This is a genomic window from Phycisphaerae bacterium, from assembly GCA_017999985.1.
In the GTDB taxonomy this organism is placed as follows: Bacteria; Planctomycetota; Phycisphaerae; order UBA1845; family Fen-1342; genus JAGNKU01.
On sequence record JAGNKU010000001.1, the window covers coordinates 286,692 to 301,373 of the forward strand.

Here is a 14,682-nt window from a genome sequence, read left to right on the forward strand (position 1 = left end):
GGTCGCATGAATCGGCCCACGGCGACGCGTCGTGGGCCGTTTTCATTGGGGCGCCGGGTTTACGGCGGCCGGGCGCGGGGGTAGGGTTCACCGTTACGTTCGATTCCGAGCGCGGCGCCGGAACGTGGGTTCGTGCCCAAGCCATCGCGAAGCATTCATCACGTGGAGGTGTTGTACCATGCGCAACCTGGCGATCATCACCGGTTTGATCCTCGTGGCGGTCCTCGCCGCGGGCAGCGCCCCGGCGGACCCTGTAACGACCCGCAGTTTATTGGCTCAGATGGCGGACCTGGGAGCGCTGGCCGAGTTTCCCGAGCCGCCCTACACCTGCCGCCAGTTCTCCAGCTACGATCGCGCCTCGACGTCACCGGCCGACCAGGAGAAGTGGTTCGCCAACGCGGATGCGAATCAGTACCTGCGCATCGAGGAGCACGACGGCCAGAAGGAGTATGTGATGATGGACGCGGACGGCCCCGGTGCCATCGTCCGCATCTGGTCGGCCAACCCGAAGGGCACCCTGCGCATCTACCTCGACAAGAGCGCCCAGCCAACACTGGAAGTGCCGATGGCCGATCTGCTCGGCGGGAAGTTCGCCGGCATCCCGACGCCCATCGCACACGAGGCGAGCCGAGGCTGGAACAGCTATTTCCCCATCCCCTACGCCACGCACTGCCGCATCACGAACACCGAAGGCGGCTTCTACTACCACGTCAACTATCGCACGTATCCCGCCGGCACCGCCGTCACGACCTTCACACCGGACGATCTGAAGGCCCTCGCGGCGGACGTGACCGCGGTCGCGAAAGCGCTCGCCGCCCCGTCGGCAGCGTCCGGCGAGCGCGCGGTGCCGCGCGATGAGAAGGCAGCCATCGTCCAGCCCGGGAAGGAGCTGGAAGTGTGGAAGTCGGCCAGTGCGCCGGCCGCGATCCGCGGGCTCGCGTTCGAGGTGCAGGCCGCGGAGCGCGAGCGTGCCCTGCGCGAGCTGCTGCTCGTGCTGGAGTTCGACGACCAGTCCCCGGTCGTCTGCCCGCTGGGCGACTTCTTCGGCGCGGGTCCGGGCGCGCGGCCCTACGAGTCGCTGCCGCTAGGTGTTACTGCGGAGGGCGTGCTGTGGTCGCACTGGGTCATGCCCTTCCGCAGCACGGCGCGCGTCGTGGTCCGCAACGCGGGCGCGCAGGCGATCACGCTCAATCAACGCCACGTGGAGGCGGCGCCGTATACCTGGACAGACCGCACCATGTACTTTCGCGCGGGCTGGCGTGTGTCGCGTGACGTCCCGACGCGTCCCTTCCAGGACTGGAACTACGTCAGCGTGAAGGGCCAGGGTATCTTCGTCGGGGCGGCGTTCACACTCGCCAACCCGTCCAAGGCCTGGTGGGGCGAGGGCGACGAGAAGATCTACGTCGACGGCGAGGAGTTCCCCAGCCACTTCGGCACGGGCACCGAGGACTACTACGGCTATGCCTGGGGCTCGCCCGCGCTCTACACCAACGCCTACCACGCGCAGCCACGCTGTGACGGACCGGGCAATTACGGCATCACGGCCGTAAACCGCTGGCACATTCTCGACCGCATCCCGTTCCAGCGCGACTTTCGCTTCGACATGGAGCTCTGGCACTGGTGGGAAGGCATCGTGCCGGAGATGTCCGTCATGACCTACTGGTACGCGCGCCCGGGCGCTACCAGCAACCGCACGGCCCCGCAACCGGCGGACCTCCAACTCGTCACGCTGCCACCCTACGTGCCGCCGAAGGTCGCGGGTGCGCTGGAGGGCGAGGAGCTCCGCATCCTGGCGCAGACCGGCCAGGTCGGCCCGCAGGACATCGACAAGTGCAGCGGCGAGCGCCACCTCTGGTGGCGCGAGGGCAAGCCCGCCGACAAACTCGTGCTCGCGTTTCCCGCGCCGGCAGCCGGCCAGTACCGCGTGTTTGGTCGCTTCGTGAAGGCCGGCGACTACGGGATCGTGAAGCTGTCGGTCAATGACCAGGCTGCCGCCGAGCCGTTCGATTTCTACAACGATGGCGTGACGGTTTCGGACGAAATGTTGATCGGCGTATTCAACCTGTTGCCCGAGGACAACAAACTGGCCGTTGAGATCATTGGTCGCAACGAGAAGGCCATCCCGGGTCACATGTTCGGTCTCGACTACCTGCGACTGGAACCTGTCAAATAGCAGAAATCTCGACGAAAATAGCGATTTTTCACTGGTAAGTTTCTGAAAGCGTTATATACTTAAATGTGTCCGAGCGGAGCGCGGCACGTACAGGTTTCCCCCCCGGCCTGTCGGCCCCCCGCTCGGACATTTTGTTTTCCCGCCGCTTCTGATTCCCGCGAACAGCGTCCCCGCCCGGCAGGAGCGCGCCGATGCGCGCGGGTCACACCGCCGAGGGTCTCGGATATACTCCGAACCATCAAGGTCGTTCGACGCGCCGCCCCAGCGTCGCTGGTGCCCGCCGCGCGATCCGCCGGGACACATCCAACCACCGCGTGAGGTCTGAGCATGCAAGTCAACCTGGATGGGAACTCGCTTTCGATCGAGCAGATCGTCGCCGTCGCGCGCGACTGGGCCACCGTCGCCATTGCCCGCGCGGCGCGCGACAAGGTCCAGCGCTCGCGCGATTTCCTCGAAAAGTGCGTCAAGGACGGCATCGCCATCTACGGCGTCACCACCGGCATCGGCGAGCTGGCGCGCGTCCGCATCTCGCCGGAGCAGAGCGCCGAGCTCAGCCGCCGGATCGTCTACAGCCACTCCGCCGGCACGGGTGCGCCGTTTCCGGAGGACGCAGTCCGCGCCGCCATGCTGTTGCGCGCCAATGTGCTCGCCAAGGGCTACTCCGGCGTGCGGCTCAGCCTGCTTGACACCGTCGTCGAGATGCTCAACAAGGGCGTCATCCCCTACATCAATGAGAAAGGCTCGCTCGGCGTCAGTGGCGACCTCTCGCCGATGTCGCAGTTCGCCGAGGTCGCGATCGGTGAGGGCCGCGCGTACTACAAGGGCGAACTCATGTCCGGCGCCGATGCGATGCGCAAGGCCGGTGTGCAGCCCACCGATCTCACGTTCAAGGAGGGCCTGGGTCTGATCAACGGCTCGCAGATGATGACCGGCGGCGCGGCGTTATTGTGCTATGACGCCGAGCGCGTGCTGAAGAACGCCGTCATCGCGGGTGCCATGACGCTCGATGCGCTGCGGGCCGTCGAGCGGGCGTTCGATCCGGCGATCCACCGCGCCCGGCCGTATCCCGGGCAGAACGCCATCGCGGCGAATCTCGTGCGCCTCTTCGCCGGCAGTCAGATCATGGCGGACAAGACCGGCAAGGTGCAGGACGGCTACAGCATGCGTTGCACGCCGCAGGCGCTCGGCCCCTCGTTCGATACGCTGGAACATGTCCGCAAGATGGTCCACATCGAAGCGAACTCCGCCGCGGACAACCCGCTCTTCTTCCCCGACGAGCAGCAATACTTCGCGGCCGGCAACTTCCACGGCCAGCCGATCGGCATGGCGGTCGACTTCCTGTGCATCGCGCTGGCCGAGGCCGCCGACCTGTCCGAGCGGCACACGAATCGCCTGCTCAACCCGGTGCTCTCCGGCCTGCCCGACTTCCTCGTCCAGGGCAACGGCCTCAACTCCGGGCTGATGGTCGCGCAGTACACGGCCGCCGCGCTGGTTTCCGAGAACAAGGTGCTGTCGCATCCAGCGTCGGTGGACTCGATCAGCGTGTCGGCGGACCAGGAGGACCACGTCAGCATGGGGCCGATCGCGGTCCGCAAGTGCGGGGAGATCCTGCGGAACGTGCGGGCGGTGCTGGCGGTCGAGATGATGTGTGCCGCGCAGGCGTTCGACTTCTACCCGGGCAAGCGGCCGGGCAAGGGCACGAAGGTTGCGTACGACCTGATCCGGTCGAAGGTGCCGATGCTGAAGGACGATCGCGTGCTGTACCCGGACATCGAGGCGATCCGGCAGCTCATCGAATCAAACGCGATTCTCGAAGCGGTGGAGGCGGAAGTCGGCCCGCTGCTGCTGTCGCGCGACATGGACCTGCCCGAGCCGAATGTGGGGAAGTGAAGCGACGCAGGGAACGGTGGGGAGGCTGCACGCGGCCACGCCCATCCCAGTGTGGCTCCGGCCAGTGGCCCGTGCTCAGGTATTCCCGGCCTCACTTACCGCCGGTCAGCGCCGCCACAAACGGATTGATGTCGCCAAACCCGACTTCGCCGTCGGCATCCATATCACCGTGCAGCGGCGGGCAGTCGGGGTACATCTGCGCATACGCCGGCGGATTGCTCAGGGCCAGGACGAAGGGATTGATGTCGCCGAAGCCGATCGTCCCGCTGCAGTCGAGATCGCCAAACGGGATTTCGTAGGCGCCCATGTCGACGACGAACCGCGCGATGCGCGGGTGGCCATCGAGGTCGAGCGACCCCGCGGGCACCACGCCATTATCGCCCGCGTCGAGACACGGCGAAGCGAACGTGAGGCGGTAATCGTTATCCGCGATCGTACTCGGATCGTTGTCCGGCCCGTCGGGGTCGCGGAAGAGCGGATCGGCGTCGATGTTACCGTCGCCGCTCCAGCCGCCCTGTACGTCGCAGTGGGTCACGACCGGACTGCCCAAATAACCGTCGAATTGCTGCGGCGTGTTGGCCCAGAGAATGCAGTTCGTAACGACCGGGCTTGAGGATTGGCAGTAGAGGCCGCCCCCAGCGGTGCCGGCGATATTGCCCACGATCGTGCAGTTCCGCAACGCTGTGCCGGCGGCGGCGCAGTAAATACCGCCACCGTTATTCGTTCCTGTGTTGCGCGTGATGATGCAGCCGGTGAAGATCACACCGGAATTCGCGGAGTACACGCCGCCGCCGTTGCCGGCCGTGTTGTTGGCGATCCAGCAGTGGGTGAATGTCGGGCTGGAATCGACGCTGGAGATGCCGCCGCCAAGGTTATTGATGCTCGTGTTGCCCACGATGAGGCAGTTCGTCAGGCTCGCGTTGGAGGAGGCTTCGCAGCTCACGCCACCGCCGCCGGTACCCGCATTGCCGCTGATCGTGCAGTCGAGCAACGTGGGGCTGGCGTGCTCGCAGTGCAGCCCGCCCGCGAAGAACTGGGCTGTATTGCCCGTTATCACGCAGTTGCTCAGCGTCGGGTGGGCGGAGATGCAGTACACACCGCCTCCGCCAGGGTAGACCACATTCCCATTGCGGATGGTGAGGCCCTGTACGAGCGCCGCCGCGGATTCGCCGCTGTGGAAGTAGAAGCCCCGGCCGCTGTTGCCGGAATCGATGATGCAGGTGGCCGGAGCGCCGCTCGCCGAGCGCACCGTGATCGCCAGACCGTGAAAATCGAGGTTCTTGTTGCCGGTGCCGGTGTAGGTGCCATCGGCGATGATGACCGTGTCGCCGGCGACACAGGCATTGATGGCCGCCTGAATCGTGGCGTATGTGCCGGGCACATGCCGGTCGGTTGCCAGGGCGGTCGCGCCGCACAACAGTGCGAACGCGCACGAAAGGGCGATGAACTGGTTAACCCCGGCCATGTTCTTCCTCCTCCAGGTTGCGCCGCAGGGCGGACGAAATGCGGTGCCGCAGCACCACGACGCCCTCCTGCAATATACCGACAGAGATGCGGGTCTCAAAATATATTTTGCGTCCGATAGTTGCGCGCCCCTGAATCGCCCGCGCAGCGGGTGTTTGTCGCGCCGGCCCAACTCCCTGTGAAGAAGATGCCGGGCCGACGAATGGGTCGACCCGGCATCCACGCAATACCCACAGCGCACCGCACCCCGGCCTCGGACCGGGCCGCGGATGCGCCTCGTCTTACCGCCGGCGCAGGGCGATCACGCCCAGCAGCGCCAAGAGCGTCAGCGCGCCCGGCTCGGGCACCGCCAGCCGCAGAATCGCCTCGATTTCGCCCGTGCTGCCGATCGGAACGAGGCCGACCTCCACATATACGAACCCATCCTCGGCCAGGCACAGCCCCGGCCCGATAGTCGTGCTCGCCTTGAAGTCGGTGACAAGGTAGTCGGAAACCCCATCGCCGTTCGTGTCGATCTCGTCATTCGTCTGCAGCAACTGAACCGAATTGGCAAGATCATCGCCCAGGCCGTAGAACAGATGCTCGTCGGCGCTGAGGCCCCACATGTGCACGACGCCGCCGAAATTGTTGATGCTCGCGGCTCGCAGAGCATAGCCCGACAGGAGCGTATGGCCGTCCAGCGTGTTGCCCTCGCGCACCGCGATCACGCCGTTGTATGCCAGGAACTCGTCGGTCGCCACCGCACCGTTGGTGTCGCCGGTGAAGATGTAGTTGCCGGCATTGTTGACACCCACGATGTCGAAGCTCTCCCACAGTTCGCCGCCGCCGGCCGAGTGGCCTTCCTGCGCGACGAACGCGCCGTCCAGGTAGACGTGCTCGTTGTTGGTCGTGGAACCCGTGTCCATGTCGAGCACGTGGATGTGGTGCAGCCCGTTGTCCGAGATCCAGTAGTCAAAATTGCTCGCGGTCGTCTTGATCGGTATCCCGTTGATCAGGTCGCCGCCACCAAGCACGCGCGTAATCGACGCCGGGTTGCTTGGGTCCGTCGCCTTGAACAGGTGCCGGTTCGTCGAAGTGCTGCTGCCCTGGGTCGGCGTCGAGCCGCCCACCCAGTACGCCGTCCCGTCCGGCAACATCGTCGGCCGGCTGTTGAAGGAGCTGAACAGCCCCGGCAGCGGCGGAATCGGGTCGCCCTTCTGGAGCAACGTGCCCGCGTGCGTATGGACCGCGTCGTTGCCGTTCACCGATGGGCTGTAAATGAACCCGCCCGTGTCGCTCACGCCCATCGTGCTTTCGCCGCCGGTCAGCACATCCGGCAGGGCGTCATTGGAGAAGAACACCGGTCCCGTGTTCCACCAGATGAAGCGCTGGCTGTCCGCCAGGCTCCCGACGAAGCCGACCCGGCCGTTGCCATCCGTAAACGGCGAGTTCAGCGTGCTGACGGTCGACACGCCCAGCGTGTCGCCCTGTCGCACGACCACGTAGGCCGGAATCGGGGGAAGCGCCAACGCCGTGCCCACGACACAGCCCACTGCCACAATCAAACTCACATGCATCCACTCTTTCCGATTCACCATTCTGATCCTCCTCTACGCGCGAACGCGTCGCCGCGTGCATTCAGACATGAGCGCCCGACCGGGCGCGCGCAGCGCGCTCCACGCAAACGGGACCCTGATGACCGTACGGTGCACCCTGCCGTGCTTCTGCCGTCCCGACGCGGCCCAGCGTACCCGGGCACACCCTCCTCAAGCCACTATCCTACGGGCCCGGACTGCCGAATGCAACCCCAACTTCACGCTCACGGCCCGCTAAGCAAGAGTACAAAAGCATTTATATCGCCGAAGCCGACGCTGCCGTCCCCGTTGCAGTCCGCGTGGTTCACGTCACAGTGCGGGAACGCCGCCGCGTACGCCACCGGGTTGGTCAACGCCAGCACGAACGGGTTGATGTCGCGGAAATCCAGCCGGCCGTCGCAGTTCACGTCGCCGGGCAGCTCCGCACAACCCGTCGCATAGACCTGCACGTCATCCACGTTCCAGCCGCAGTACGCCCAGCCCGCGTCGGTCGGCCCCATCGTCCAGCGCAGGTAAACCGTCGGCTGATTGTCCGCCTCGGCGGAGATGTCGAAGTCCTGCAGCGTCCAAACGTTGTCCGCCACTTCCGTCGTGTTCTGCCAGACCGTCACCCAGTTCACGCCGTCGCGGCTGACGCCCACCGCCGCCCGGTCGTAGGGCGCCTGCTCGACGCCCAGCCAGCGCCAGAACGACAGCCGCAGGCCCCATTGGCCACGACAATCGAACGGCAGGCTGGTCAGGTGCCGCTCGGGCAGGCTGTTCGTGTAGTCGCCGGCGAGGTTGTAGCCGTACACGTACGGCCCCGTGTGCCCGCTGGTGGGATCCGGTCCGCCGTGGGCCCCGCCGCCGCCCGTCGGCTGCCCCCACGCCCACTGTGCCTCCGTTGACCACCCGGGGTTGGCGGCCAGGTCATCCTCGAACACGGTGGTGCCGCTGACCATCCCCGCCGCATAGAGGTCCCCCGGCGCGCCGGCCGGGGCCAGCGTCACGCCGGCGTCGCCTACGACGCTGAAGTAGTACTCGGGGGTTGCGCCGCAATGGGTCCGCGGCAGCGCGCCGAGGAATGAGGCGCCGCCCAGATGCGTGAGCGGCACGACCGTGAAGGCCTCGTCCGCGTGATACCGGTAGTGCAAGAGGGCCGTGCCCACGTCCAGCACCTCGTCGGCCGAGGTGATCGTGACGGCGATCGGCGTGTCCGCGCCCACGACCAGTTGCGCGGGCAACCCATCCGGGAAGCGGAACTGCGTCGCGCGGACCATCGCCGAGTTCGTCAGGTGCAGCAGCGCCGGCAGCACCTCCTCGTTGTTCGGGATGATCTGGCTGGCCGGGAGGATGAAACCATACGTGCCCGTGTCGCGCAGCTCGAACGAAAACGAGAAGATGTCGCGCACCCCATACGTCCAGTCCGCGGAGCCGCCGCTCACCGGGTAAATCGTGCTATAGATCGGTCCGGCGGTGTAGGTGAGACCGTGCACGCTCTGAATGAGCTGCTGCATGGCGAGCCCGACGGCCTGGTACGCTGGCTGGTCCGGCGGCAACTCCGGCTTGTAGCCCCAAGGCCAGAGAATGAGCTGCGAGTAGCTGTGAATGTCGTTCATGGCGCGGACCTGCGGATGCGCGATGAAAAAGTCGCGCAGCGCCTGGGTTTCGGGCTCGGAGAACGGGGCTGGGCCACGATACGTTTGCGAGCTGGGCAAGCCACTGGAGCCGTTCAGCCCCCAGCCCATGCCGAAGTTGCGGTTGATGTCGACGCCGAAAACCCCGCCGCCGTTGTCGCGCCGGTTCTTCCGCCAGAGCCGGTCGTTTGTCCACGTGTAGACGTAGCCATCCGGGTTGCCCACCGGGATCAGGAACCACTCGACGTGGTCGACGACGTCGGTGATCGCCGGATCGAGGCCGTAATTCGCCAGCAGGTGCGTGGCCACGTACTGTGGCACAGTCGGCCCGATCCATTCGCGGGCGTGCAGGCCGGCGAAGTAGACGACGGCTGGGCTGGTCGGCGGCAGCGCTGGTCCCGCGATCCGCAGTCCCCAGATGGTCCGGCCCTCGAGGGACGTACCGACGTTGATCACCGCGGCGAGGTCTGGGTAGCTCGCCGCAAGCTGGTTCAGATACGTCACGATGTCGTCGTAGGCGTGGTAGGCGTCGAACCAGCCGCGTGGGGCCGCCGCCTGCTCGGTATCGATCAAGTGCTGCACGTCCTCGATCCAGACGTGGTACGGGACCCCAAGCCCCTCCAACTCCGCCAGCATCCCCGGCGGCAGCAGCACGTCGACGGGCCCGCGGCCCACGTGCTCGGTCCAGAGATCCGCCCCCCGCGCGAGCAGCGGCGCCAACGCCTGCTCATCCGTCCCCCAGACGCGCGCCACCTGGCAGCCGTCGTAGCGGCGCGGCGTCTCAGCGGCCGCGGCCAGGCCCCATGGCCACAACCAGATCGTCCCCACCATGAGTACAACTCGACTCGGGCTGCGCATGCTCTCGACCTCCAGAGGTGCAGGGGTCAGTCCGAGCCCCATTATAGCAGCCGGCCGCGCCGTCCCGGCGGCCTTCTGGCGGCAAAATCCCCGCGTCCCCCGCGTTCCGCTAATCGGCGGCTTCGCCTTCCATCGCCTGGCACACGCGCTTGAACTCGCACTCCAGCTCTTCCAGCAAGCGCCAGGATTCGTCAAGCACGCCCGCCCGGCCATGGTCTTCCAGGCGGGTACTCAACGCGACCATCTGCGCGGCGCCCAGGTTCTTCGCACAACCTTTCACCCCGTGCGCCGCGCGACACAGCCCGTCACCGTCCCGCTCGGCCGCCGCCACGCGCATCGCCGACAGCAAGGGCGGGATCTCCGCGCGAAACAGATCCAGCAGACTCTCGACCATCGCCCGGTAATCCGGCGTGTTTGGCGCGAACAGCTCGCGCCACGGCGCCCCCTCGAACAGGTCCGCCGAAGGCTCCGCCGACGCCGGCGGGGCCGACCGCCTCTCAGGAGACCGGCGTCGCAGCGCCTCCACGGCGCGGTGCAGGGCCTCGCGCAGGTCAGCCAGTGTCAGCGGCTTGGTCAGGTGATCGTCGAGCCCGGCCTCCGCGGACGCACGCCGATCCTCGGGCAGGGCACTCGCGGTGAGGGCAATCAGGTACGGCCGGTCTTCCGGAGCGTAGGTCGCGCAAATCTCCCGCGCCGCGGTGAGACCGTCCACCTGCGGCATTCGGATGTCCATCAGCACGACGTCGTAGGTGTGCCGCGCGAGGGCCGCCAGCACCTCGCGACCGTCCGTGGCGATGTCCGGGGAGTAGCCGAGCCGCGCGAGGATCGCGACCACGAGCTTGCGGCTCAGGGCGAAGTCCTCCGCGACCAGGATGCGCAACGGGTATTCGTCTGCCAGGCGGCGGCTGGCCGGCAATTCCCGCCGGCTCGATTGCAGCCGCACGGGAACGTTGGCGGCCGCAAGCCGCAGCGTGAAGTGAAACGTCGAGCCTTGGCCCACCACGCTCTCCGCGCCGATCGTGCCGCCCATCAGTTCGACGAGGCGCTTGCAGATCGCCAGCCCGAGGCCGGTGCCGCCGTACCGGCGGGCGGTGGATGGGTCGGCCTGCGCATAGGCAACGAACAGTGTCGCGAGCCGCTCCGGGGGGATGCCGATGCCGGTGTCGGTCACGGCGAAGCGCACGTCGTACGTGCCCTCGGCGCAGGGCTGCGCGGTGACCGAGACGACCACCCGCCCGCGCTCCGTGAACTTGACGGCGTTGCTGAGCAGATTGACCAGCACCTGGCGCAGGCGCAGCGCATCGCCTACCAGGGCCTGCGGGGTGCGCGGATCGATCTCACAGGTGAGCTCGAGCCCGGGCTGCGCCGCCCCTGGGAACAGGTCGAGGGCCGCGGCCAGACAGGCGCGCAAGTCGAACGGCGCGTGCTCCAGCTCGATGCGCCCGGCCTCGATCTTCGACAGGTCCAGCAGATCGTTGATGATCGACAGCAGCGCCTCACCACTGTCCCGGATGGTCGTGACAAAATCGCGCTGCTCGGACGTCAGCGGCGTGTCGAGCAGCAAGTCAGTCATGCCGATCACGCCGTTCATGGGCGTGCGGATCTCGTGGCTCATCGTCGCCAGGAACTCGCTCTTGGCCTGGTTGGCCGCCTTGGCCCGCGCGGAAGCCTCCGCGAGGGCCTGGTTGGCCGCGGTCAGCTCCGCCTGCTGCGCGCATAATTGCTCCTCGTGCGCGCGCAGCTCGAGGTTGGCGGCCCACAGCTCGTGGGCCTTGGTCTTGAGTTCCGCCTGGGCGCGCTCGCGCTCCGCGATCTCGCTGCGCAACGTCGCGTTCGTTTGTTCCAGGGCGCGGCGGGCCCGGCAGTTGACCAGCGCACCGGTGATCAGGCTGCCGATCAGGTCCAGCGTCAGCAAATCGATCACCGGGTCGGAGCCGCCTGGCGCGCCGGCCGCGAACAGCAACCCGCGCGACGCATCCGCCGCATCCGCGCAGCCAAGCGGAACCACCAGGAAAGGTTCGCTCAGGCCCAGGTCGCGGCGCGCCTGTGCCAGGCTCCAGCTGGGTGCATCGCGCGTCACGATCGTCGGCAGGTCGATGTCGCGCCACAGGTCCGCGAGGACGGGGTGCCCCACCGTCCACCGCGGCCGCGTGTCCGCCGTCAGCCCCAGCTCGGCCAGCAATCGTACCTGTCCCGCGCCGTCGTCGCCGAGCATGACCACCGTGCGGTAGTCCAGGATCGCTTCCACCAGCGTCACGCTGGACTGACACACCAACGGCAGCTCGCTGCCCGACAGCCGCGTGAAAGCGTCGCCACAGGACGCCGCCATCTCGAAAACGTGCAAGATGCGCGTCTGCCGCCCCAGGGATCTGCGCGTCTGTTTCACGTGTGGCACCTTCGTGGACTCCTCGCCCGACCGCGCGCCGTTCGGTCGCCCGATAACGGCATCGGGCGCGCGCCGTCCGGCCCGCGCATATCGTCGGCTGGATCGGCGGCGGGCAACGCTACCGCTGCGGTCGGCCGCGACTCGTCCGCTAAACCGGGTCGCTCGTCCCGCGGAAGTCGCCCCCACGCCCCGCCGCGTCGTCCGGCGCTGGATGCGCTCGCCCGAATACCCGATAGACACTGGCGGACGGACACCGGATACCGGGCCGGGCCGCGCCGCGCGGCTGCCATGGCCCAGGGCGCCGCCCCCACGGGACCCGCCAGATACGATGCGCAAGCTCAGACTCAACGACGCCGCGCTGCGAAAGCTGCTCGGAGAGCTGGATGCGCAGGACGCGCGGCCGGACGCTGGCCGCGACGCCGCCGGGGAGTTCCACTCGTACCGCATCCCGGGCCTGCGTGTCGACGTCGACCTGTCCCGCGACGAGTCCGACGCCCTTATCGTGCCCTCGCGCAAGCTCGGCTCCGCCGGCATCTACTTCCTGGCCAGCAACCTCCTGCACACCGACTGCGTCTGCCGCGTCCACCTCGTCACCGTCCGCAACAACTGGCAGACCGTCAGCGGCCGGGTGGCCGGCTGCCGGTACATCGCCGGCACCACGGGCGTGCACGAAATCTTCGTGCGGTTCGACCATCCGATTGACCCGGCGTCGTTCGCGCCCACGGCCACCCGCTCGCGGATTCTCGCGGTCGACGACAGCCGCGTCTCGCTCAAGCTCTACGAGCATCTCCTCCAGACCATGAACGTCGAGTTGACCTGCGCATGCAACGGCATCGAGGCGATCGAGAATGCACTGGCGAACACGTACGACCTGATCCTGATGGACCTGGAAATGCCCGAAATGGATGGCCTGTCCGCGGTCCAGACGCTGCGGAGCAGGGGCTACGTTCGCTCGATCGTCGCCGTATCCGCGATGTGCGAGCCGGAGGACCGGGCCCGGTGTCTCGCCGCCGGGTGCGACGACTTCCTGGCCAAACCGCTGACCCGCGAGACGCTATCCGCGGTGGTGGACCGCAATCGCGCTGAGCCGCTGGTCAGCGCCTTTCTCGATGATCCCGGCATGACCGACCTCATTGACGGCTTCGTGGCCGGGCTGGGCGAGACTGTCAACCGGCTGGAGGCCGCGTACGGCACGCAGAACTACAGCGAACTCGAACGCGAGGCCCGCCAGCTCAAGGGCGAGGCGGCCGGGATCGGCTTCGGTGCCATCACGGACGCCGCCATCGCGATCGAGCACGCGCTTAAACGCGGCGATGACGACACGGTCATTCGGGGCAAGCTCACCGAGCTGATCCGCCTGTGCATGTCGGCGCGGCCCGCGACAAGCCGCCGGGCGGAATCCCCGGCCGAGCAGCCGGCCGAGGCGGAGGCCGCGAAGCCCGAGCCACGTCCGACGACACGCGGTTCGAAGCGCGGCAGCCGCAGTAAGTCCACCTGACGGCACCCAGGGAGTCGGCCGTGGGGGATTTTCCGTCAGAAGCAGGCGCCAGGCGGACAGGACCTGGTGACGGCCCGCCGGTCTCACCTTGGCCAAACTGGAAAGGCCTGCGGGCGTCCGCCGGTCAGAGCGGGCTCGCCCCGCGCATCGTCCGGCGACTGGCCGGGCCCGGTGGAGCGCGCCGCCAGCCGCGGCCACCTCCGCCGTGGCCCCGGCCGGCTACATCGCTTCGTCGTCGCCTGCCCCCGGGGAAAGGCTCCAGGACCCGATTCCGCTCCGACTCCGTCCCGTTGGACCCTTTTTCGTCAGTACAGCGCGCGACTGGAAATGGCGGCGGATCACGCAATAATCCCTCGCACCGACGCCCGGCGTCGCAGCGCGGACGCAGCGGCGGCGACCAGTACTGGTATGGCGGCACCGGCACCGCACACCGGCCCGTCCGCTGATGGAGATGATGCGATGCGCAGCACCATGGCCCCCTTGATCCTCTGTGGTCTCGGACTCTGGCTCGGGGGATGTTCACTGGACTTCGCGGGGTTCTACCCGCCCCTGCCGACCGTGCCCGAGCTGGACCTCGCGCGCTACGCCGGCAAGTGGTACGAGATCGCCCGCTATCCGAACTGGTTCGAACGCGGCTGCGAGGGCGTGACCGCCGAGTACACGCCGCGCGACGACGGCTCGGTCGGCGTGCTCAACATCTGCCGCAACGCGGACGGCACCGAAGCCAGCCGGATCGAGGGCCGGGCGACGCGGCCGGACGCAGCGGAGCCGGGCAAGCTGAGCGTGTTCTTCGCCACCTCGCCGTTTGGCGCGCCGTACTGGGTGCTCGCGCTCGGCGACGACTACGAGTACGCCGTCGTGGGCGAGCCGAGCCGCGGCACGTTCTGGATTCTCAGCCGTACGCCGCAGATGGACCCGGCGGTCTACGCCGCACTGGTCGCGCAGATGCCTGACTGGGGGTACGACGCGGACCGGCTGGAGCTGGTCAATCAGCCCGAGGCGCCGTAAGCGCCGCGCGCGGATCGGCGTGCGGTTGAGCGCAGCTTGTGGCACTGCTCTCGAGCTGTGGCGTAGGCACAGCGGACGCACGTAGCTTTCGCCCGGAGTGCGCGCTGGTTGCCAGGGTCTTCGAGACCGTAGACGACGCGTCCATCCGTTCCCGGATTTCTACTTCCGCCGGTGCGGCACACGGCCCCGCTGTTCCGCCCAGAACCCCGCGCGGC

General features: G+C 67.6%; 8 protein-coding genes. 4 read left to right on the plus strand and 4 right to left on the minus strand.

All coding sequences use genetic code 11. The features are described 5' to 3' along the window. Positions 1–178 precede the first annotated feature (178 nt). Both KA383_01115 and hutH read left to right on the plus strand, forming a co-directional pair. Positions 179–2,173 (plus strand): DUF2961 domain-containing protein, encoded by a 1,995-nt coding sequence (locus KA383_01115; protein MBP7744701.1) that lies wholly within the window; start codon positions 179–181, stop codon positions 2,171–2,173. A 327-nt stretch (positions 2,174–2,500) separates the two neighbouring features. Beyond that, a complete protein-coding gene (gene hutH, locus KA383_01120; GenBank protein ID MBP7744702.1) occupies positions 2,501–4,063 on the plus strand; it encodes a histidine ammonia-lyase in 1,563 nt (520 codons plus the stop codon). A 91-nt stretch (positions 4,064–4,154) separates the two neighbouring features. On the opposite strand, the gene KA383_01125 is transcribed toward hutH, so the two are convergent. The 4 genes from KA383_01125 to KA383_01140 all read right to left on the minus strand — a co-directional run bounded on the left by KA383_01125 (position 4,155) and on the right by KA383_01140 (position 11,961). Then, positions 4,155–5,528 (minus strand): right-handed parallel beta-helix repeat-containing protein, encoded by a 1,374-nt coding sequence (locus KA383_01125; GenBank protein MBP7744703.1) that lies wholly within the window; start codon positions 5,526–5,528, stop codon positions 4,155–4,157. Between the two features lie 280 nt (positions 5,529–5,808). Further along, complete coding sequence (locus tag KA383_01130; protein ID MBP7744704.1) at positions 5,809–7,104, minus strand: hypothetical protein; 1,296 nt, start codon at positions 7,102–7,104, stop codon at positions 5,809–5,811. A 221-nt stretch (positions 7,105–7,325) separates the two neighbouring features. Further along, entirely contained in the window at positions 7,326–9,575 is a 2,250-nt protein-coding gene (locus tag KA383_01135; GenBank protein MBP7744705.1) for a hypothetical protein, read from the minus strand. Between the two features lie 109 nt (positions 9,576–9,684). Continuing rightward, complete coding sequence (locus KA383_01140; protein MBP7744706.1) at positions 9,685–11,961, minus strand: response regulator; 2,277 nt, start codon at positions 11,959–11,961, stop codon at positions 9,685–9,687. A gap of 328 nt (positions 11,962–12,289) precedes the next feature. Here KA383_01140 and KA383_01145 point away from each other — a divergent pair, with 328 nt between their 5' ends. Together KA383_01145 and KA383_01150 are read left to right on the plus strand one after the other, a co-directional pair. Further along, on the plus strand, positions 12,290–13,459 hold the full coding sequence (locus KA383_01145; protein ID MBP7744707.1) for a response regulator: 1,170 nt from the start codon (positions 12,290–12,292) through the stop codon (positions 13,457–13,459). Between the two features lie 459 nt (positions 13,460–13,918). Further along, entirely contained in the window at positions 13,919–14,467 is a 549-nt protein-coding gene (locus KA383_01150; GenBank protein ID MBP7744708.1) for a lipocalin family protein, read from the plus strand. The last annotated feature ends 215 nt before the right edge of the window (positions 14,468–14,682 follow it).

Coding starts and splice junctions, on each gene's coding strand:
- KA383_01115 (MBP7744701.1), top strand. CDS start 179: ATGCGCAACCTGGCGATCATCACCGGTTTGATCCTCGTGGCGGTCCTC.
- hutH (MBP7744702.1), top strand. CDS start 2,501: ATGCAAGTCAACCTGGATGGGAACTCGCTTTCGATCGAGCAGATCGTC.
- KA383_01125 (MBP7744703.1), bottom strand. CDS start 5,528: ATGGCCGGGGTTAACCAGTTCATCGCCCTTTCGTGCGCGTTCGCACTG.
- KA383_01130 (MBP7744704.1), bottom strand. CDS start 7,104: ATGGTGAATCGGAAAGAGTGGATGCATGTGAGTTTGATTGTGGCAGTG.
- KA383_01135 (MBP7744705.1), bottom strand. CDS start 9,575: ATGCGCAGCCCGAGTCGAGTTGTACTCATGGTGGGGACGATCTGGTTG.
- KA383_01145 (MBP7744707.1), top strand. CDS start 12,290: ATGCGCAAGCTCAGACTCAACGACGCCGCGCTGCGAAAGCTGCTCGGA.
- KA383_01150 (MBP7744708.1), top strand. CDS start 13,919: ATGCGCAGCACCATGGCCCCCTTGATCCTCTGTGGTCTCGGACTCTGG.